The organism is Flavobacterium sp. 90 (assembly GCF_004339525.1).
In the GTDB taxonomy this organism is placed as follows: Bacteria; Bacteroidota; Bacteroidia; order Flavobacteriales; family Flavobacteriaceae; genus Flavobacterium.
This window is the reverse complement of record NZ_SMGE01000001.1, coordinates 4,347,912-4,371,345: the sequence shown is the minus strand read 5'-3', so window position 1 is coordinate 4,371,345 and position 23,434 is coordinate 4,347,912. Positions and strand designations below refer to the sequence as shown.

Below are 23,434 nucleotides of genomic sequence, written 5' to 3'. Positions count from 1 at the left end.
ATGAACAAAGAAGAACTTATTGCTCAATTAAAAGTAATTATAAAGCCATACACAACAAATAGCGAAGCTTATGATAACCTTACAGAAAACACCGATTTTATTAAGGATCTGAGTATCAATTCGGCTAATCTCGTAGATATTGTACTTGATATTGAAGAAACTTTTAATATCATAATTGACAATACAGACATGGAACGCATGCTTGACGTTAAAACCGCTGTAGAAATTATAGCAACTAAACTGGCTGAAAAATGATTGGTAATGACGTCATAGACCTCATACAATCACGTCGTGAAAGCAATTGGCAGCGCAAAGGTTTCATACAAAAACTCTTTACTGTTAACGAGCAATTAATGATCTCAAATGCAACAGATCCTGAAATCATGGTCTGGTTATTTTGGAGCATGAAAGAAGCGGCTTATAAAATTTATAATCGGCAAACAAAACAAAGAGAATATATTCCTAAAAAGCTCGTTTGCTCTCTAATATCACAAAAGAACAATTGCATTATTGGAAAAGTGAATTGTGTCCAAAATGTCTATTATACAAAAACAATTCTCTCACACGAAAGTATCCATACTTTAGCCGTTAACTCTTTAGACAACTTAGAAAATGTAATTGAGATCGAAAACAAGGACATTATTAAAGACAATAATGGTATTCCGTACTTATGTAGTTTTTTATCTAATACATTTCAGGATGTATCTATTAGTCATCACGGCAGGTTTGAAAAAGTGGTAACATTAGATCTTGGAGCTTCCGCCTATTTTGCCGCAAAAAATTAATCTTTTTTCCAAACATTATTGTGGCAAAATAGTTCCTCGAGTTTCTTTCTTATTATTTATTACAAAAAGCTAAGTTTTAATTATATTACGTTTATACATATTTCCGTTATCGGCAAAAAATAAATATTTTTTATGTTATATTTTAGAATATATTTGCCGATAACGGAACTTTATATATCATTATGAAATATCTTTCAGTAGTAGAATTTGCAAAAAAAATGGAATTATCCGAAAGGACGGTTCGGAATTATTGTGCTTCGGGAAAACTAAAAGGAGTTTTCCTAACTGGTAAAACCTGGAATATTCCAGAAGATGCTGTTCTTCCTCAAAAAGGAAATAAAACAAAAGCAGGTAAAAATATTTTACTTAATAATCTGAAAGAACAAAAGGATATGAAACTCAAAGGAGGTATCTACCACCGTACTCAGATCGATTTAACCTATAATTCAAACAAGATTGAAGGAAGTAAACTAACACATGATCAGACGCGATATATTTTTGAAACCAATACAATTGGTATTTCTAAAGAAAGCATAAATGTAGATGACATTATTGAAACTTCTAATCACTTTCGCTGCATAGATTTTATTATTGAAAAAGCAAATGCCAAACTAACTGAATCCCTTATTAAAGAACTACATTTTTTACTGAAGTCTGGTACCTCTGACAGCGGTAAAAACTGGTTCAATGTTGGTGAATATAAAAAACTACCTAATGAAGTTGGCGGTAATGAGACTTGTCCCCCTGCACTAATCGCCATAGAAATGAGAGAACTGCTAAAAAATTACCATAATATTAAAAATAAAACCATCGAAGACATTATCGATTTTCATCATAAATTCGAAATCATGCATCCTTTTCAAGATGGAAATGGCCGCGTAGGGAGATTAATTATTTTCAAAGAATGTCTTGCAAACAATATTGTACCTTTTATAATTGACGAACAACTAAAGCTTTTTTATTACAGAGGTTTGCAAGAATGGAGTCATATTAAGGAATATTTGATGGATACCTGTCTAACTGCACAAGATAATTACAAATCTGTTCTCAATTATTTCGAGATAGAATACAAGTAGAATTGGATAGACAAAAAAGTAAATTCAAAAAATATATCGAACCCGCAAATGTCAAGGACTCGCATTTTATTTTTGTTGCAGTTTTCAATCTTTCTAATATTCGAAAATTTTATAGCAAAATCATAACTCAATTAGTTTCATTGAAATCTTTTTATAAATTCCATCATGTCTCCAATGGTTTGTATGTCTTCTTTTTGGGTATTACCAAGAGCTTTCCTCTTTTCAATGTGCAACAGACTGGTTAACATAGCCTTCTGTAACCCGTTTAAGGGATCACCGCTTGTATCGGGTTCGGGAAGTAATTCCTTTAAGCTCATTTCTGATGGAATATCAGGCCAATCTGTTCTTTTCTGATTGGAAAAAACTTCCGTAAATGGTAAAACAGCAGGATCTTCATCTCTCTCGGTTAGCGGATCCAAACCCCATTTTTGGCAAACTGTTTTTACGAAAGAAGTATGCTCAAACTGTCCGTTGATTATCGTATTTGGCTGAATATAAGAAGACACCATTATCATAGGAACACGAACACCAAGACGATCAAAGGTAAAATCACACTGTCCTTTCATCCCGGCAACCGGCGGAACTGTACTTGGCGGAGCTACATGATCGTAACAACCACCATGTTCATCATGAGTGATTATAAAAAGTATTTTGTCTCTTTTGGGGCTGTTTTTTATGGCATTATAAACTTCCCGGATTAGTTCATCTCCTAATTTTACTGTACCAGTAGCTAATTCATGATGCACTGCTGACGGATGTTGATCGTTGTGTTTATGAAGAAACTGAGGTTCTACAAATGAGTATTTTGGCAATGTTCCAAATTCTAAATCGAAGAAAAAATCAAGATGTCCATGCGTATTGTCTTCTCCTTCTCCAGTCCCGTTTACAATATAAGTGAGACTCAGAGGTGCAATAGGCGAATAGACTTTCCAGGAAACATTATTATCGTTCATTCGATCAAAAATAGTTGGCAGTGACCAAACTTCTTTTATCCAGGAATCCATACCACTCAAATCACCATCAATGCCCGAAAAACCGGTTCCATCTTCACCAAGCGGATTAATCACTTTGCCTCCGGAACTTGCGGCATGCCAGAACGCGCGATTGCAATAAGTTTGACTTGGTACTGAACAATACCAATGATCAAAAACTGCAAATTCTTTTGCTAAAGTTGCCATTGCAGGAATCTGATCTGGCTCAAAACACTGCATGATTACCTCATATTGTTCGTATGTTGGTTGAACAATATTATAAGTTGATCTTAGATTATTTTCATAATCATTGACAAAACCATTCATAACAGGCGTACCTGCAGAAGGAGACAAATTGTAAGGTTTTATCATTTTATAATCAGACTCACCAATATTGGAGTCTGGGATTATAGTATTAAAAAGTTGTGTATTAACATGCGGATATTCTTCACCTGGGTCTGGATACGGCATTGAATAATTGACTGCACGTGAAGGAGATATACTCGTTTTACCGGGATCTTTGCCAGCTCTTTTAGGAATAGGATTTGCATAATCAACTTCCGGATTATAAAGTCCATCAAAAGACTTTTCCGGCGTTATCTCATCATTCTTGTAGAGATAGCCTAATAAATTATCGAAAGAACGGTTTTCAAGCATAAGAACTACGATATGATCGAAAGTTTCCAGACCGTCAAATTGGTTTTGGTTTTCCATTTTCAACTATTTTTACGTTTCAATATATAAGTAAATTACGACAATTATAATCAAAGTTGTACACGTAGTTCTACGTGTTTTACAATTACACTTTAAGTATTGGTAACAAAATATTACTGAATAAAAGAACTTTAAAACAAGTTTTTTACAGCATAGAAACCAAAATATTTAGCAGAAATTTATTTGTCTGTTGGATAGCAAAGCTGTTTTATGCATCATTTGTAATACATAATGCTTCAAATGTTCTACGATCGTTACTACTCTAAAACTACATTTACAATCCTAAAATTCTGCAAAAAAAGTAATACTTTAAACATCTGACTTTAATAACTTCTATAATAAACCTAAAAACCACAATGATGAAAAAACAAATTAAAAGGTATGCCTTTATAATCCTAATCGTTTTTGGAAACGGATATGCTCAAACAAAAAAGTATCTGGATCCCAAAAAACCAATTGAAGAACGAATTTCACTTTTAATGAAAGAAATGACATTAGAAGAAAAAGTGGGACAAATGAATCAATATAACGGATTTTGGGATGTAACAGGACCAGCTCCAAAAGGCGGAAGCGCTGAATTAAAATACGAACATTTGCGAAAAGGTCTTGTTGGATCAATGCTTACGGTTCGTGGTGTAAAAGAAGTTCGTGCCGTACAGAAAATCGCGGTTGAAGAAACTCGTTTGGGAATTCCGCTGATAATTGGTTTTGATGTAATTCATGGTTATAAAACGTTGAGTCCAATTCCGTTGGCAGAAGCTGCAAGTTGGGATTTGGAAGCGATTAAAAAGTCGGCGGCAATTGCGGCAGACGAAGCTTCGGCATCGGGAATTAACTGGACTTTTGCGCCAAATGTTGATGTTTCTAATGATGCACGTTGGGGACGCGTTATGGAAGGTGCCGGTGAAGATCCTTATTTAGGAAGTAAAATAGGTTACGCAAGAGTAAAAGGTTTTCAGGGAGAAACTGTTGCAGATTTGGCTAAAGTAAATACGATTGCAGCCTGTGCAAAACACTTTGCAGCATACGGTTTTGTTGAAGCAGGATTAGAATATAATAGTGTAGATATAAGCAATTCTAAATTATACAATACGGTTTTCCCTCCTTTTGAAGCTACCGTACAAGCAGGAATTCGCACGTTTATGAATTCGTTTAATACCTTAAATGGTATTCCCGCGACAGGAAATGTATTTTTGCAAAGAGATATCTTGAAAGGAAAATGGAAGTTTGACGGTTTTGTAGTTTCAGATTATGCTTCGATTCGCGAAATGATTGCGCATGGTTATGCAAAAGATGAAGATGATGCAGCTGCAAAAGCAGCAATTGCAGGTTCTGACATGGATATGGAATCATACTTATATGTGGCAAAATTGGTTGCTTTAGTTAAATCAGGAAAAGTAAAAGAATCATTGGTTGATGACGCCGTTCGCAGAATTTTGCGTGTAAAATTTGAATTAGGATTATTTGATGATCCATACAGATATTGTGATGAAAAACGCGAAAAGGAAGTTGTGGGAAGCAAAGCCAATAATGACGGTGTTCTTGATATGGCAAAAAAGTCAATTGTATTATTGAAAAACGAAAAGAATTTGCTTCCGCTAAAGAAATCCGGACAAAAAATTGCTTTGATTGGCGCTTTGGCAAATGATAAAAATAGTCCGCTTGGAAGTTGGAGAATTGCAGCCGATGATAATTCTGCGGTTTCGGTTTTAGAAGGAATGCAACAATACAAAGACAATCAGCTGACTTTTGAAAAAGGTGCAGATTTGCTTTCGCAAAAAGCTACTTTCCTAACCGAAACAGTTTTCAATACAACAGATAAAAGTGGTTTTGAAGCAGCAAAAACAGCTGCAAAAAATGCTGATGTTGTAGTAATGGTTTTAGGCGAATATGGTTTTCAAAGTGGAGAAGCAAGAAGCCGAACTGATCTGAATTTACCTGGAGTTCAACAAGAATTATTAGAAGAAATCTACAAGGTAAATCCTAATATCGTTTTGGTTTTAAATAATGGTCGTCCGTTGAGTATTCCGTGGGCTGCAGAACATATTCCTTCAATTGTAGAAGCCTGGCATTTAGGAACTCAGACTGGAAATGCAGTTGCACAGGTTTTATATGGCGATTATAACCCAAGTGGAAAACTAACAATGTCTTTCCCGAGAAATGTAGGTCAGGTTCCAATTTATTATAACAAATACAGTACTGGAAGACCAATTGATAGTGACAAAAATGTGTTTTGGTCACATTATATGGATGTAGAAAAAACGCCTCAGTTTCCGTTTGGTTTTGGATTGAGTTATACTACTTTCGATTATAAAAATCTTAAACTAAATAAAACTGCTTTTGCAAAAGGAGAAAAAATTCAAGTAAGCGTTGACGTAACAAACACAGGGAATTATGACGGAAAAGAAGTCGTTCAATTGTATATGAATGATCCTGTTGCAAGTATTGTAAGACCTCTTAAAGAATTAAAAGGTTTCGAACTTGTTCCCTTAAAAAAGGGAGAAACCAAAACAATTCAATTTACATTGACAGAAAAGGAACTTGGTTTTTATGATAACGAAGGCAAATATTTAGTAGAACCAGGTTTATTCAATATCATGGTGGGCTGGAATTCTAATGAAGGTCTTACCAGCAAATTTGAACTAAAATAAAGTCTTTCTAAAAAGTAATTGAAAAAATCCGTTTTTATCCGCGTCTTTACGAAGTAAATCTGTTTTATCCGCGTCAAAATTAGACGCTGATTTTACTGATTCGTTAAAGCGAAAACGCTGATAAAAACGGATTTTACTTATAATATTTTTCTTAAGCCTAATCAAATGACATTGTCCGAAGCATTGGGATTCATTCTTAAGTAAACAATCCAAAAACCTGAGTACGATTAATTAATATCGGGCTCAGGTTTTTGGCAATAGGAAAAATTTAAATAAAAAAATTAAATGTCATATTTACTTTTATTTATATTGTTTCATATTATTGTATATCTTTTACGAATCAAGAGTTGAAAAATTTAGAGTGCCGTTAGGCACTAAATATTGGTAGTCATTATAGATTTGAAATATATTGGCGTGCCGTAGGTACGCAATAGTTATCATTTTGTTGCGTACCTACGGCACGCTAAATTTATTCCGATCCATTTTTTCTACCAATATTTAGTACCTAACGGCACACTTCAACTTTTAATTGGCATATATTTAAAAAAAAGAATCAATTGTCTCTTTTATTTCCAATCAAAGTTGATAAATAATAACATCAAAATGTAAATGAAAAACATTACATATATACTTATATCCTACTTTATAGGTCTGAATTGCCTGTTTTCTCAAGAAAAATTTGACAACTACCAATTTAGAAGTATACAGGAAACTACTTCCAAAAGGGCTATTTCTTCGATTATTCAGGATAAAAATGGCTTTATCTGGATTGGCACAAACGGCACGGGTTTGTATCGATATGATGGCGTAAATTATTTTGGATATGGATACAATAAAAAGCCCGGCTCCATAAACAGTAACTTTGTTTATGCCACTTTTATTGATTCTGATAATAATTTATGGGTTGGTACGGACGATGGTTTATGTTTGTACAACAGGGATTTAGACAATTTTACCAAAATCAATATTGAGGATGTAATCACAAAAGGTTACGACGAACCCATTACCGTAAAAACCATTATTCAGGATAACAAAGGTAATTTAATTCTGGGCACTTATGGTTTTGGATTATTCAAACTTAATATAAAGACTTTAAAAGCTTCTCTGATTCCGTCAAAAGTGTTGGATAAATTTAATTTTCTAATAAAATCTTCGGTAAAAAATAAACACGGAATTATTTATTTAGGAACGAGTTATGGACTTTTAGAACTTGATTTAAACGGAAAACTCAAACAGGTTTATAAAGACAAATTCAAAAGAGAACCTTTATTAGACGATATCGAAAATCTTGTTATAGATAAATTTGGCTATATATGGCTGGGAACAACAGAAAACGGTCTGATCAAAATTAAACCGGAAACAGATAATTACCAATTTGAAAATTATTCGATTACCAAAAACAAAATCTTATCGATTATAGAAAGCAGTCACGATTATATCATTTGCGGTACTGAAAATGACGGATTATTGGTTGTAAACTATAAAGGTCAAGTACTTCAAAAATATTTGCACAGTAAGTACAATGATTTTAGTTTAAAATCTAATTCTGTCTGGTCTTTATTTGAAGATAAAGAAAAGCGTCTTTGGTTAGGCTATTTTAATAAAGGACTTGGTGTATTTGATAAACCCAATAACAAATTCAATTCGCTTGAATCACAAGTTAACAATGATAATTCGCTACAAACAAGTTATGTTACATCTGTTGTAAAAGATAAAAAAGGAAATCTGTTAATTAGTAATGAAGGCGGAGGACTTGACATTTATAATCTTGCTACTAAAAGTTATATTCACGTAAACAAAAACAATCAAAGCTATTATTCCGGTTTAGATGCTGCTGATATTCAAACCATATTTTTAGACAGTAAACAAAATATCTGGATTGGAAGCTGGGATCGCGGAATCTACTTTTTGAAAAATGGCACTACCCGATTCATCAACTACAATACGGCAAATACTTCGGGATTAAAATCGAATCGAATTTTTAGTTTTTCGGAAGATTCAAAAGGTCGAATCTGGATTGGAACTTTCATAAAAGGATTGCATTATTTTGATAATAAGACCAATACTTTTATTCATTGTGAATCGAAATCATTTACAGACAACGCTTTAGACAATGCTTTTATTCGTAAAGTTTTTGTAGATTCTGATAATGTTTTGTGGGTTGGAACCATTTTAGGTTTATATCAGGTAAGTTTAAAAGGCGATTCTGATTTTAAAGTGACCAAAATGCGCGATGCGATGTTCAACGACAAAACGAAGTACAATAGCATTCAGACTATTTTATCGATTTACGAATCTAATGATAAAACAATTTGGATAGGAACAGATGGCGAAGGATTGTTTAGTTATAATAAAAAAGACAAAACGTTTTCAAACTATAATGACTTTCCGGGTTTTAAAGAAAAATCTGTTCGCGCTATAATTGCTGATAACAGTGGATCTTTATGGATAAGCGGCGGATCGGGATTAACAAAACTCGATTTCAAAAATAAAAAAAGCACCAATTTTACTAAAGATGACGGTCTTGTTGATAATGATTTCAACAATAATGCTGTCTTTAAAGATGGAAATGGAGAATTGTATTTTGGAAGCTACGAAGGCCTAAATTATTTTAATCCAAACGAAATTAAAAAGACAGAGAAAGCGCCAAAATTGTATTTCAGCGATTTCAAATTATTCAATAAATCTGTAAAACCCAATGAAGATGCTTCGCCGTTAACCAAAGTAATTGCTGAGACAAAGGAAATTATTCTCAACTATACGCAATCTGTTTTTACTATTGAATATGTGGGAATCAACTATAATTATTCGAAGAAAAACCAATATGCCTATTATCTGCAAGGTTTTGAAAAAGATTGGAATTATGTGGGAAATAACAGAACGGCAACTTATACCAATCTGGCGCCGGGAAATTATGTTTTTAAAGTAAAATCGGCAAATGCAGATGGTTCGTGGAGCAATAATCCGTTAGAATTAAAAATAAAAGTTCTGCCGCCGTGGTGGAAAACTTTCTGGGCGTATTTATTATATACTTCTATTTTAGTTTTCCTGATTATATATCTAAATAAAATTTATCAAAATCGCTTTAAGGCCAAACAAGCGATACTTTTAGAAAAGGAAAAAAATATTCAATCAGAGAAATTAAACAATAAGAAATTACAATTTTTCACGAATATTTCGCATGAATTCAGAACGCCATTAACGCTGATTATTAATCCATTGGAAGACATTCTAAAAAGTAAAAATGTATCTCCTGAAATTCATAATAAATTAAAAATTGTACACAAAAGTTCAGACAGGCTTTCGAGACTAATCAACGAGCTTATGGATTTTAATAAATTAGAGTTTAACAAAATTTCGCTTCAGGCTAAAAAAATTGAAGTTGTAGCATTTACACAAGGAATTATAGGTTATTTTGATGAAGAAGCTGCAGCGCGAAATATTACTATCAATTTTGAATCTGCATTTGATGAACTTGAAGACTGGCTGGATTCTAAAATGCTTGAAAAAATACTGTTCAATATTATTTCAAATGCCTTTAAATTTACTCCGGATAACGGTTCTATTACCATTTCTATAGCAAAATCAGATGCTGATAATTTGCTATTGGTTAATGGAAATAAAGTTCCTTCTTTTTCGATAACCATTACAGACACAGGTTCCGGAATTCACAAAAAAGATCTGAAAAGAATCTTTGACAGATTTTATCAGGTTAATAATGTCAATAAAGATTATTATGGAAGTACAGGAATTGGTTTAGAGGTTGTGAAAGAATTTGTTGAGCTTCATAAAGGACGAATTGATGTTGAAAGTCAGGTTGGAGAAGGCACAAAATTTACGGTAACTTTTCCTTTGGGTAAATCTTTGTACAAGAAAAGTGAAATCATCGACGAGGTTTTTAAAACCGAAAAAACTAAAACTAAATTTCTGACTGAATCTGTTAATCATTCGCTTGATAACGATGATGAAACGGATCAAACTGTCGAAAATGATGTTGTCGAAACGGCAAAACCATATACTGTTTTAATTGTTGAAGACAATCCTGAATTAAGAAATTATCTGAAAAATGAATTAAGCAAATTGTATAAAGTTATTGCTGCCGAAAATGGTCAGAAAGGTTATGAACTTGCTGTTCAGAAATTACCTGATTTAATAATTACAGACGTTATTATGCCTGTAATGGACGGATTACAATTGTGTAAAAACATAAAAGGTGATTTAAAAACAAGTCATATTCCTTTGTTAATGCTTTCGGCAAAAGCGATGGTAAAAGACCGATTAGAAGGTATCGATTCGGGCGCTGATATGTATTTGAGCAAACCATTTGAATTGGATATTTTAAAATCGAGTCTGGCGCAACTTATTACAAGCAGACAAATTATGTTTAAGAAGTTTTACAGCGGAATCACAAAAGATGGCAAAGAAAAAACAACGTCGCTCGATAATGAATTTATTCAAAAGATTCTGCATTTTATCAACGAAAACATTAGCGAACCTGAATTGACTGTAGAACTTTTGTCTTCTAAAATTTTCCTGAGCAGAAGTCAGTTGTATCGAAAGATAAAAACATTAACTGGCGTTTCTGTTAATGAATTTATTAGAAATGTTCGATTAGAAAAAGCAAAACAACTGATCGAAAAAGGCAATAATAATATCAACGAAATTAGCTATAAAGTAGGTTTTACTTCTCCCTCCTATTTTTCTAAATGCTACAAAATTAAATACGGATATTTGCCTACACAAGAAAAAGATCAAGGAAATAAGCGTTAAAAATGTCCATTAAATACAAAATATAATTAGAAAAAGAGCTTCGGTACTAAAATCGAGGCTCTTTTTTTTGTAAGTCAATTTCCTCAAAAAGCATTCTTACTGATTTGAAACAAAAATTGACATTTCTAAAATATTATCTTATTTTTTTATACAAACAATACTTTTTGCGCCATTTTTATAGCAATACTTCAGTATCTGTTTTTGTGTCTCAATTCTCTCTTTTTAGTAATAATAGCGTTTAAGCTCTTTTTTTTGCATCATTTGTTGCACAATATGCTTCATCTGTTCTACAATAGGATACCTCTAGATTTTACTTTCGTTAAGAAATATTTAAGAAAAAGTTTTCGTCTGATGACTCTTGTTTTGAGCGTGCAAAAAGAGGCTTCTATTAAAGATTTTACAATAAAAACTAAACTAACTTAATCAACCAATTTTTATGCAGAAAAGAACATTAAAAAAACTATTGTGCTTAGCAGTGTTAATGTGGGGAAATTTTTTCTTTGCCCAAACTGTTAAAGGAAAAGTAACATCAGAAGGACTCGGCTTACCCGGTGTTGGTGTAATAGTACAAGGAACAAAAAATGCAACTACCACCGATTTTGACGGAGGTTTTATCTTAAACAATGTAGATCCAAAAAGTACATTAATCTTTAGTTATATCGGTTACAAAAATGTGTCTTTGCCAGCGGACACAAAATCAGTGATGAAGGTCAACATGGTCAATGACCTTGAAAAATTAAATGAAGTTGTCGTGATTGGTTACGGAACTTCAAAAAGAAAAGATGTAAACGGAGCAATTTCTTCGATTAAAGCTTCTGAAATTCAGGACAAGCCTTTTACTTCTATCGATCAGGCTCTTGTGGGTAAAGCTGCCGGGGTAAATGTGACTCAAAATTCAGGTACACCGGGAGGAGGAATTTCGGTTCAAATTCGTGGAATTACTTCTATTAACGGAAATGAACCTTTATATGTAATTGACGGAACTCCGGTTTTTGCAGATAAAAACAACGATTCATTTTCGTTTAGCGCTTTAGGCGGAGGAAACGGACAAACTAAAAACTCGGCTTTATCAGGATTGAATATTTCGGATATTGAAACTATTGATATCCTAAAAGACGCTTCATCAACGGCAATATATGGTGCAAATGGTGCAAATGGTGTCGTTTTGATTACCACTAAAAAAGGAAAAAAAGGAAAATCGACTTTTTCATATGAAACCTATTTAGGAACGCAACAAGTGGCAAATTCAGTTGATGTTTTAAACTTGCCACAATATGCAGCTTATCAGGCAAAAATTTTCAAAATGAATGGTGAGCCAGTTCCGTATCAATATCAAAAACCTGATTTATTAGGCAATGGAACAAACTGGCAGGACGAACTTTTTAGAACTGCAACGATGTACAATCATCAAATATCATTTTCTGGCGAAAAAGAAGGAACAAGATATTATACTTCTTTGAACTATTTTGATCAGGAAGGTATTGTTCTAAATTCAGATTTCAACAGAATGTCTATGCGATTAAACATCGATTCAACTGTAAAATCATGGTTGAAAATTGGTAACAATATGTCGATCAGTAAATCATCTCAACAAGTTGTTCGAAATGATGACAGAGGTGGTTTAGTAATGAATACGTTGAGACAATCTCCGGAATTACCTGTAAGATATGCTGACGGTTCTTTTGCCGGTCCAACAAGTGGTTTAGGTTCTTCGGCAAATGAGGCGACGAATCCAATTGCTTTGTCAGAATACAATAATGCAAAAACGGACCGATATAAAATCAACGGAAATGTATTTGCTGATTTCACGCTTACTAAAGGTTTGGTTTTTAGAACAGAATTGGGATATGATTTAAATTTTGCAAAAAGCAGCTCTTTTGCGCCTAAATATACTTTAGGAAATGTTTCTGAGCTTTTAAACAAATCATACAAACAGCAGGATCAAAGTTTTTATTGGAGTTTAAAAAATTATTTGACTTATAATAAAACTTTCAACGAGAAACACAATTTTACGTTTTTACTAGGTCAGGAAGCGCAAGAAAGTCAATACGAATATTTGAGTGGTTACAGATCTGGTGAATTCTTAAGTAGAGATTTTACGAACTTAAACATTGGTGATATTGATACAGCGGTTAACGGAAACGGTTCTGGAAGATGGTCGATGACGTCTTATATTTCGAGATTAAACTATAGTTTTACTGATCGTTACTCTTTTTCGGCGTCTTTAAGAGCAGATGCTTCTTCAAACTTTGGACCTAATAATAAATGGGGTTATTTTCCATCATTTGCCGCAGGTTGGACGGTTAGTAACGAAAAGTTTTTTGAGCCTTTATCTTCTACAGTAAATTATTTGAAATTTAAAGCAGGTTATGGTTCTGTTGGAAATCAAAATATTCCGGCAAACAGATACCAAACGATTCTTTCGTTGACGGCTTCTCCATTTGGAGGCGTATCTCCAACAATTGACAACTTGGGTAATCCAAATATTAAATGGGAATCTCTTAAGTCTTTTGATGTTGGTTTTGAATTAGGAATGCTTAATAACAGAGTAAAATTAGACTTTGATTATTATGTTAAACATTCTTCTAATTTCCTTACGAAACAAATTAATGACGAGTCGAATCAAAGTGCGCTTAATTATTATTTGAATACGGGTGAAATTGAAACGAAAGGAATCGAACTTACCTTAAATACCAGAAATATTGTTACCGAAAATTTTACTTGGGATAGTACCGTTATTTTTTCAAAATACAATAATGAACTAACTAGTTTTCAAGGTGCAGGTAAATCTTTATTAGGAAAAGTACAATTTGACTTGTATAATGTTACCAGAACTACAGAAGGTCAGCCAGTTGGACAATTCTACGGATATGTTACGGACGGATTATTTAAAAATGCTGCAGAATTAGCTGCAGGACCAATTCAGGAAGCAGGAACAGGAATTGGTGATATTCGTTTTAAAGATCTTAATGGCGACGGAAAAATTGATGCTAAAGATCAAAAAGCGATAGGAAGCGCCATTCCGGATTTCACGTATTCATTTATCAACAACTTTAAATACAAAAACCTTAGTTTATCTATTATGCTAACCGGAAGCGAAGGCAACGAAATCTACAACTTTACACGTCATTATACAGATGGAATTTATCCCGGGTTTGGAGATCGATTTGCAAACGTAAGTACAAGAGCTATAAATGCTTTTGAACCGGGCGTAAACGAAAACACAAATGAACCAAGAATTACGCTTAATGATCCAAATGGAAACGGTAGAATCTCAAATAGATTTGTTGAAGATGGTTCTTATTTAAGAATTCAGAATGTTTCTTTGAGCTACGATTTACCAAGCCAGATATTCAAAAATTCTTTTATATCTAAAGTTAGATTGTATGTCAATGTTCAAAACTTATATACCTGGACAAAATACTCCGGTTTTGATCCTGCTTTAGGAAATTTAGATCAAAATATAACACTTAGCGGTATTGATTTGGGACGTTATCCTGTGCCAAGAACTACTTCTATGGGTTTAAATTTAGAATTCTAAAATTGATAAAAACACAAACAACTTAATGATTCATAGTCATTAAAATAAAAAATAATAGTCATGAAAAAACTTTTTAAACTTTTTATGATGGGAATGTTAATACCATTGCTGTCTTTGTTTTCCTGTTCTGATGATTTTTTGGATGCACCATCTGAAAATCAATTAACGCCGGCTGATTTACCGGAAGGAGTTACCGCTTTTGACGGAATTGCTGAGAGTTTGTACTTTAAACCGTGGTTTACTTTTAATGATAAATTCCTGATTGCCGTTGGAGATATGTATGCCGGAAACGCTTTTACATTTGATGGTGCTTATGCGCAATTTAAAGATGCTCAGGTAACGTCACAAAATCCAATTCTGACAGAAGGATATACTTCTTTGTTTTCGGTTATCGATCAATCGAATAATTTAATGAGTTTAGTCGAAGCAAGAAAAAGCGAATTGCCTGAAGCGTCTTATAAAAATGCCATAGCAATTTCAAGATTTATGAGAGCAAATGCTTATTTCTATCTGGTAAGAACTTTTGGAGCTGTGCCTATTATCAGCAAAGCAGGATCGGCTGCACAACCTAAAAGAAATCTTGTTACTGATGTTTACAAATTCATAAAACAAGATTTGGAATATGCTATAGAAAATTTGCCTGCAACTTCAGTAAAAAAAGGATATGTAACCAAATTTGCAGCAATGGGAATTCTTGCAAAAGTGCATTTAACGTTGAACGAATATGGAGAATGTGCTGCTTTAACACAGAAAATTATCGGAAATCAATATATCTTGATTCAGGATTACGGAAACTTATTTAGCAGTCCGGAGAATAACAATAGTGCCGAAAGTATGTTTGCCCTGCAATGGAAAGCAATTGCTACAGAATGGGGAACTCAAAATACAAATCAGGCTTATATCGTTCCGGGAGGTACAGGAATTACTGGCGGTGGCGACGGTTGGGGAGTTTATCTGCCTTCTATTTCATTGCAAAGTGGCTTTGAGCCAAATGACACCAGAAAAAAGAATACAATCATGACAGATGGTGATTTTTATCCTGAATTATTAAAAAACCAAGGTGGTTTCAGATATAAAAAAATATACTCATCGACTGCAGCAAATTTCAGAAAATACATTGTAGGTTCTGCTGCCGAAAGAAACGATGTGTTTTTTATGAGAACTTCACAAAACACAATTATTCTTAGATATTCTGATGTTTTATTAATGAATTCTGAAGCAATTTTAGCTGGAGCTGGATCAACAACTTCTGCAGCAGCTTTAAGTTCTTTTAATGAAGTGAGAGCCAGAGCCGGATTACCAGCCAAAACAGTATTGACAAGAAATGATTTATTTAACGAAAGAAGAGTCGAATTTGCACTCGAAGGACAATATTTCTTTGATTTAAAACGCCGTGGATTGGCTGAAGCAACAGCGATTATTTCGCAGCAGGAAGTAGGTTTTTATTCTGATGATGCGAGAACGGATTTAGTTTCAAGAAAAATAACTCCGGGAAGCAACTATTTTGAATTGCCATTACCGCAAACTGCTATCGATACTAATCCATCGTTATTAGAGCCTCCTGTTCCTTTTAACTTTAACTAACTTTTACTATGATTAAGAAAATAACATATAGAATTATAATTCTTTTGGCATTGGTTTCTTTTACAGCTTGCCAAAATGATGATGCGCCTACTGCAAATGTAGATGCAATGGTTGCTGAACCCGGAGATCTATTGAATCAGGCTTTTCCATTAAACAAAGTCAGAGTTGAAGGTGAAGGTTTAAAAGGATTAAAGAAAATTACGCTGGATAACAAAATTGATATCAGTTTCAATCCAAATTATAATTCAGATAAGGCGTTTATTTTTACTATTCCGTTTGATGAAAAACTAGGAAGCAGATTTGGCGTGCAGCCAATTACGTTTATAACAGGTAGTGGATCTGTAACTAAAAATATTGAAATTTTACAGCCAGTTCCAACTATTACAAAGACAACTCCGGCTGTTGCAACTCCGGGATTTCCGTTAGAGATTGAAGGAACTTGGTTTTATAATATTTCTTCGATCACTTTAGGAGGAAAAACATTGAGTTACACGCTAAAATCGTCGACTTCAATTATCATCGGTTTACCTTCAGATGCAGTTACAGGATCAGAGCTTGTGGTTACTACTCCGGGCGGTTCTGCAAAAAAAACGATCAATTTTGCAACTGTAGTTCTTGTGTCTGATTTTGACGGAAACGGCAGCAGACGCGATTGGACTGCTTATGGCGATATTGATAGTTTTAACGCCAATACTACAGGCGGACCATCAGGCAGTTATGCAACATTAGTTTGGGCAGGTTCTACTGCTAATGGTTATAACGGAAGCAGCGCCGGCGGTGGAGCTAGTTTCCTAAATGCTTCAAATAATGATGCTTCAAAAACATTTATAGATATTGATGTAAGTGCGAATGTTGTAGGTGCTCAATTTGCAATTCAATTGAATACTATTGATGGCGTAAATTATGGTTACAATTTTAAAGTAACTGATGTAAACTGGGCTACAAAGACCATATTATTAAGTGATTTTAAAGATAATTACGGTTTTGGTTCGAATACAGCTGCAACAGTAGATCCTTCTAAAATCAATGAAATTAAGGTTGGAGTTGCTCAGGGAGATTCCCCAAATCCAAGTGCAATAAAATACGATAATATTAAAATTCGCTACCAATAATAAAGGTTTTTGAATTTCATTCTTTAAACATAAAAAAGAGGTTGTGATAAAAAGCAGTCTCTTTTTAAAACAGAAATTATAAATAAGAATATTCAGAATCACAAAAGAATATTCTATAATAAAATACAGTATGAAAATTAAATTTTTACTAATGCTGACTGGTATTTTCTTCTTTTTGAATTCTTGTTCAAAAGATGACAATATAGCGGCTAATGGCTTAGAAACGCCTGTTGCAAACGCACCAAAAGACGTGAATGACACCGGTTTTAGAGCAAAATGGATGTACGTTTCCCATGCAAAAAGCTATCTTCTGGATGTTTCGACCAACGAGAATTTCTCCTCTTTTGTCCCAAATTACAATGCAAAAGAAGTTATTGATCTAAACGAAGTTGTCGTTGGTTTAACTGGAGGAACGCAATATTTTTACCGAGTTAGAGCAAAAAATGAAACAGAGATTTCGGGTTATTCAAATGTTATTAGTGTTGTTACTACAGGTACGAGTAACATTCCTGAAGATCCTACTTTCTTAAAAGTAAAAGCAAATAAATTGGCACATCCATTTTTTGTGGGTATGGCAATAAAAGCTTCGCAATTAACAACCGGAAGTCCTTATGATGTTATTTTGAAAAATGAATTTAGCAGTATTTCTGCCGAATATGAAATGAAAATGGATCAAATTTCTACTGCAAGTGGTGTTTATAACTGGACTGTAGCTGATAAAATTGTCGCTTATGGAAACTCTAATAATATCAATGTTCACGGTCATGCTTTGGTTTGGCATAATTCAGTTCCAAAATGGTTAAAAGATTTTTCTGGTACTGATGCAGAATTTAAGGCAGAAGTAAAAAAATATATCACAGATGTAGTTACGCATTATGCAGGAAAAGTAAAATCATGGGATGTTGTAAACGAATCTGTAGATGATAACGGCACTTCTATGAGAAATACAATTTTTCTGCAAAGAATGGGCGCTAATTATGTAAAAGATTGTTTTCAATGGGCAAAAGATGCAGCAATCGCAGCTGGTGACAACTCTTTATTATTGTTTTATAATGATTATGCAACCTCAACAAATCTTGCAAAACAAAATAAAGTTTATAGCATTATAGATGATTTAAAAGCAAGCAATCTTATTGATGGTGTTGGTTTTCAAATGCATAATAACTATTTAAACCCAACAAAAGCTCAAATCGAAACCGATCTTAACAAAGCTGTAGCAAAAGGGCTGAAAATTCACGTTTCGGAATTGGATATACAAGTAAATCAGGCTAATGATATTTCAACTTTTACAAATGAAAGAAGACTGGCTCAAAAAGAAAAATATAAAGAGATCGTTAAAATATACAATGCACTTCCGGCGGCAAATAAATACGCCTTAACCATTTGGGGAATGAAAGACAACGAATCCTGGATTCCGTTTAGCACGGAACTTAACCACCCAGGGAATGACTGGCCTTTATTGTATGATTCAAATTTTGCTATCAAAAGCTCTCATACTGGATTTCTGGAAGGCTTAGATTAAATTTTTTAAAACTATAATACTTTACTTCAACTATTAATAAACCAAAAAATTAAATTATGAAAAAATTAAATTTGCTAGCATTAACAGTGACATGTGTATTAGGTTTAGGGTTTGCATCTTGTGCAGAAGATGCAAATCCAGCGACAAAAGAACAATCAGCAAGTACAAAAACCAGTACAGGCAAAGTAGCCGGAGCGCCATGGATCAAACAATTTGAAGATACATTTGATGTAGGCTCAAGTTTGTCACAATGGACAAAAGAGCAACGTGCAGATTATAATTCATGGTATTGTGACTATGCCAGTTCAGTGCCTACGACACAATGGAGAGACGGAAAACAATGTTTGGAAATCAAGACTACAAAATTGAGCACGTACAAATATCAATCCGGGTTTATTTCTTCTAATTACCAATATAAGCCTGAAAACAATACGGAGTATATACTTTCTGCCAATATTAAATTAGTAGCGATGGATGGCGGAACTTACAAGTCTTTTACAGAAACGTATGGTGCATGGCCTGCTTTCTGGTCTGTTCAGCAAAATGCGTGGCCAACCAAAGGAGAAATAGATATTATGGAAGGTTATTCTTTTGCTCCAAATGCAAGCCGTTATACATCAAATCTTTTTTATGGAACTTCTTCGGGAACAAACCAAATAGGAAACGCTGCCGAAAGAAACTATCCTGGTAATTTTAATATTAACGGAAATAGCGGATGGCATTTATATGAGTCGTATTGGAAAATGAAAAACAATGTTGTAACAGTTACTATAATGGTGGATAATACAACAGTTGCAACCTACACAAATAGTAGTGCAAGCAATCTTAACTTAAATAATTTTGGACCACACTCGATCATCTTTAATCTGAATGTTGGATCAAAAGATTCTAATTTTATTGATCCTAATAAAATCAACTTATTTTCAACCGTAATGATGTGGGTTGATGATGTAACGGTTTACAAAAGACCTATTTAATTTATGTTATCATTACTTTTTAAATAATAATAAAAACACAGAATATACACAAGTTCTGGCTAAATTTTGAATTCTCTTTTCCACACTAAAGGTCCTAATGAAAATTAGGACTTTTTTATACCCTAAAATTTGAGATTTAGAATGAATCCGAGATCAGTGAATCAAATCAACAACCTATGAAACAGAAAATTTAATTATAAATATTCGTTAAAATAAAAGAAAAAATAATCCATCGTGAGCTAATAATCGTACATAAAATAAAAACAGTAATCATGGAAACATCAGCAACTTTTTCTAATATGATACTAAACAAACTTGCCAGCACTTTCTGTCATTTCTGGACCTTGGCAGAACTGACTGATTATATCATATCAGATTCAAACATAGCAGAGATTTACGGGGAACAAATCTCTCTTCAAAGGATAAATGAAGCAAAAATATTAGAGGTCCTAATACAACTGGAATTTGAGGGTAATGTATTTTTAAATCCTATTACAGACGAAAGTTGTATAACTATAAAAGGTCTGCTAAAAATAAATAATAAAATTCTTTTAAATTAATCTCTTCTTTTATTTTGAAATTAAGTATTTTGAAATTAAGGTTAATCAAAAAAATTTAAAGAGCTATCCGGCAAAATAGCTCTTTTAGTCTACAAATTTTATTACTAATTCAAATTTCAAAAAAGAATGTTTTTTTATTCCCCCGAGACTATTAAAATTAAAATAAAGAATTGCCGTTCTTAAAAGATTAAAAACAAACGTTATGCTTTTTTATCGGTTTTAGGCTGCATCACTACTTCTACTTTATCAGCTTTTGGCAATACTTCGCCTGCATATTTTTTAATGTCTTTTACCGAAATACTTTTTATTAATTTCTCATATTCACTACTGCTTACAAACTTGTCATTTGTTTTTAGCTGATCGACAATATTGCTCATCCAATACGAATTTGACTTAATATTTTGCTGATTGCTTTTTATTAAATCTTCTTTTATGTCTGATAAATCTTTTTCTGAAACATCATTTTTCACAATGTTATCCAATTCATCATACACAATTTGAAGCAGTTTATTGTCTTTCTCTGGATTACAGTCAAAGCTTACACTAAGAGAAAAAACCGGAGTTGGATTTTTAGACAAAGAACTCTGCGTTTGTACACCATAACTTCCGCCTTCGTCTTCTCTGATTTTATCTAAATATCTTTTGTCTAATAATTGAGAAAGCATATAGGCCATAATTTGGTTTTTATCAGAAAACGCAATATTTCTGTTCTCAAGATGTACATAAATACTAGTTTTAGGAACGCTCATTTCTCTAATCAGTTTTTCTTTTGCAAATCCTTTTGCCATTCCGATTTTATGATCTGTAAATTTTTCCTGAGTTTGATTTCCTGCTAAGTTTCCAATAAATTTATTAAGGATTTCCAAGTCGCTTTCTGCAATGTTTCCAACAAAAACAAACGTAAAATCAGAAGCATTTGAGAAACGTTCTTTATAGATTTTAGAAGCATCATCAAATTTTAATTCGGCAAGATTTTCTTTGCTCAAAAGAAACGTTCGTTTGCTGTGATTACTGTCTAATAAAGCAATCGTATCGCCAAATATCTTGTTATTGTTCTCATTTACATTTTCAAGCGCATTGCTATAATAATCAATGATTCGTTTGTATGCCTGAGTTTCAAATCTTGGATTTTTAAAATATAAATACGTTAATTCTAAAAGTGTTTCCAGATCTTTTTTAACGGCGCTTCCGCTAAAACCTTCGTAATGTTCCCCAATAAACGGACTCACTTTTACTGTTTTTCCGGAAAGCTGTTTTTGTAAATCGGTAACTTTAAATTCCCCTAATCCTGAATTTTTAGCCAAAACGGTTGCGATTTGTGACGATGCTAAATCTTTCTCAGACAATAAAGAAGTTCCGCCCTGACTGAAAGCAGAGAAAAGAATTTGATCCTGAGACAACGTTGTTGGGTAAATAATTACTTTGGCTCCGTTTTCTAAAACATACCCTTTTGCTTCCTTAATTCCTTTTATTTCAAACTTTTTAGCAATTGGTTTTACTGTAAGTTTATCTGTTACTAAATCCGCGTTTGCAACTGTTTCTGTGTAAGGTTCTAGTTTTTGCGCTTTTATTTTTTGAATTGCCGTTGTATAATCAGCTTCTGTTGGATAAGTAACATTATCTTTTTCAGGACCTGAAACCGTCAAAATCTGATTTTTTTCTGTTGGAAGTGCACGAAATACTGTATTAATCTGATTTACATCAAGTTTAGCCAAAGTCGCGTTCACAAATGCAACCTCATCTTCTAAACTCATAACCGGAGAAGCTTCAAGAAAGTAACTCTGCAATTGCGAAGCCCAGTTTTCGTTACCAATTTTATCTTTATTTTTTAATTGATTTTCATAACTGGTACGCATATTTTCTTTTACACGATCAAGTTCTTCTTTTGTAAAACCATTTTGAATTGCACGCTCATATTCCGTATATGCTTGTTGAAAAGCTTCTAATAATCTTCCGTTTTTCGGATTAACGCTTAAGGTAAATAAAGTCGTTAATCGTGTTAAACCCGAAAGACTTAAACCTGCTCCAAGCAAAGCGGTTTCATTGTTTACAGTATATTCTCTAAAACGATTATTCATCATTTGCAAAGCCAATTGCTCTGCAATACTATTTTCAAACGTAGCAATATCCTGAACAGCAGGTTTGTTCTTTTTAAAGTTTAATGAAATTGAAGTTTGCTGCGCTTCTTTATCTACAGCCAGTTTATACAACAATTTATCATTATCAGGAATCGATTCGTAAGTACGTTCTGCAGGATTTGAAGGCATAGGAATTGAGCCCATTATTTTCTTAATCTGCTGTTCTATTTTTACAGGATCAATATCTCCAACAACAATTACGGCCTGATGATTTGGCAAATACCATTTTTTATAATAATCTCTAAGTTGCTTGTATTTAAAATGTTCGATCAAATCCATATCGCCTAAAACATCTCTTTTTCCGTATTTTGAACCGTTGTATAATACAGGTTCAAGTTGCGATCCTATTCTTAAATCGGCATTTCTTCTGGTACGCCATTCTTCATGAATCACGCCTCTTTCAGCATCAATTTCGGCATCTTTTAAGGATAGAAATCCCGACCAATCGTGCAAAACATACAAACAGGAATCTAATAAAACCGGATTTTTTACCGGTACATTACTTAGATTATAAACCGTTTCGTCATGCGCTGTGTAAGCATTAATGTCACGACCAAAAGTTACTCCGTGTTTTGCCAGCATATTAATTATGCCTTTTCCTTTAAAATGTTCTGTACCATTAAAAGCCATATGTTCCAGAAAATGCGCCAGTCCGTTTTGATTGTCATCTTCTAAAATAGCGCCTACATTCTGAACAAAATAAAAATCAGCTCTTTCTTTTGGCCATTCGTTATGCAAAATAAAATACTGCATTCCGTTGCTTAATGTTCCGTGTACAACGTCTTTCCGTAGTGGAATTGTAGTTTTAAACTGCGCTGAAACCTGAGTTAAACCCAAGATCATAAAATGCGCTAAAAATATTCTTACTTTCATTTGATTGCTATTTTAATGTTCTTTTTTTGATTGTTTTTTTTCAAATTATCATTTGAAAATGGTATGCGAAGTTCTTGCTGGTGAATTGAAGGTCTCTTCAAACAACAGTTTAAAAGCAGCTTAATTGAACGCGGATGACACAGATTCGCTATCGCGAAAA

Annotated in this window: 13 protein-coding genes; 11 read left to right on the top strand and 2 right to left on the bottom strand. The window is 33.3% G+C overall.

Annotated features, from left to right (window positions below):
• The 3 genes from C8C83_RS18255 to C8C83_RS18245 all read left to right on the top strand — a co-directional run bounded on the left by C8C83_RS18255 (position 1) and on the right by C8C83_RS18245 (position 1,861).
• The gene (locus tag C8C83_RS18255; RefSeq protein WP_121330091.1) at positions 1 to 255 is read left to right on the top strand and encodes a phosphopantetheine-binding protein; all 255 of its coding nucleotides are present in this window, start codon (positions 1 to 3) and stop codon (positions 253 to 255) included.
• Complete coding sequence (locus tag C8C83_RS18250; protein ID WP_121329805.1) at positions 252 to 785, top strand: 4'-phosphopantetheinyl transferase superfamily protein; 534 nt, start codon at positions 252 to 254, stop codon at positions 783 to 785. Before C8C83_RS18255 ends, C8C83_RS18250 begins: the two co-directional genes overlap by 4 nt.
• Before the next feature lie 182 nt (positions 786 to 967).
• Complete coding sequence (locus C8C83_RS18245; protein WP_121329804.1) at positions 968 to 1,861, top strand: DNA-binding protein; 894 nt, start codon at positions 968 to 970, stop codon at positions 1,859 to 1,861.
• 137 nt (positions 1,862 to 1,998) lie between these two features.
• Here C8C83_RS18245 and C8C83_RS18240 read toward each other — a convergent pair whose 3' ends face one another.
• Complete coding sequence (locus C8C83_RS18240; RefSeq protein WP_121329803.1) at positions 1,999 to 3,546, bottom strand: alkaline phosphatase family protein; 1,548 nt, start codon at positions 3,544 to 3,546, stop codon at positions 1,999 to 2,001.
• Positions 3,547 to 3,905: 359 nt separating this feature from the next.
• Between C8C83_RS18240 and bglX the strand changes: the two genes are divergently transcribed.
• The 8 genes from bglX (at position 3,906) to C8C83_RS18200 (ending at position 20,263) form a co-directional block, all read left to right on the top strand.
• The gene (bglX, locus tag C8C83_RS18235; RefSeq protein WP_121329802.1) at positions 3,906 to 6,197 is read left to right on the top strand and encodes a beta-glucosidase BglX; all 2,292 of its coding nucleotides are present in this window, start codon (positions 3,906 to 3,908) and stop codon (positions 6,195 to 6,197) included.
• Between the two features lie 609 nt (positions 6,198 to 6,806).
• Positions 6,807 to 10,967 (top strand): two-component regulator propeller domain-containing protein, encoded by a 4,161-nt coding sequence (locus C8C83_RS18230; protein WP_121329801.1) that lies wholly within the window; start codon positions 6,807 to 6,809, stop codon positions 10,965 to 10,967.
• Between the two features lie 436 nt (positions 10,968 to 11,403).
• Complete coding sequence (locus tag C8C83_RS18225) at positions 11,404 to 14,508, top strand: TonB-dependent receptor (protein WP_121329800.1); 3,105 nt, start codon at positions 11,404 to 11,406, stop codon at positions 14,506 to 14,508.
• 60 nt (positions 14,509 to 14,568) lie between these two features.
• Positions 14,569 to 16,092, top strand: a complete 1,524-nt coding sequence (locus C8C83_RS18220) for a RagB/SusD family nutrient uptake outer membrane protein (protein WP_121329799.1) — start codon at positions 14,569 to 14,571, stop codon at positions 16,090 to 16,092.
• Between the two features lie 8 nt (positions 16,093 to 16,100).
• Positions 16,101 to 17,204, top strand: coding sequence for a hypothetical protein (locus C8C83_RS18215; RefSeq protein WP_121329798.1), 1,104 nt, complete (start codon positions 16,101 to 16,103; stop codon positions 17,202 to 17,204).
• Positions 17,205 to 17,334: 130 nt separating this feature from the next.
• Positions 17,335 to 18,726 (top strand): endo-1,4-beta-xylanase, encoded by a 1,392-nt coding sequence (locus tag C8C83_RS18210; protein WP_121329797.1) that lies wholly within the window; start codon positions 17,335 to 17,337, stop codon positions 18,724 to 18,726.
• Positions 18,727 to 18,782: 56 nt separating this feature from the next.
• Complete coding sequence (locus C8C83_RS18205) at positions 18,783 to 19,703, top strand: family 16 glycosylhydrolase (protein WP_121329796.1); 921 nt, start codon at positions 18,783 to 18,785, stop codon at positions 19,701 to 19,703.
• A 272-nt stretch (positions 19,704 to 19,975) separates the two neighbouring features.
• A complete protein-coding gene (locus C8C83_RS18200) occupies positions 19,976 to 20,263 on the top strand; it encodes a hypothetical protein (RefSeq protein WP_132011834.1) in 288 nt (95 codons plus the stop codon).
• 200 nt (positions 20,264 to 20,463) lie between these two features.
• Here C8C83_RS18200 and C8C83_RS18195 read toward each other — a convergent pair whose 3' ends face one another.
• Positions 20,464 to 23,274: an insulinase family protein gene (locus C8C83_RS18195; RefSeq protein WP_121329794.1), complete on the bottom strand. Its 2,811-nt coding sequence runs from the start codon at positions 23,272 to 23,274 to the stop codon at positions 20,464 to 20,466.
• Positions 23,275 to 23,434 lie beyond the last annotated feature (160 nt).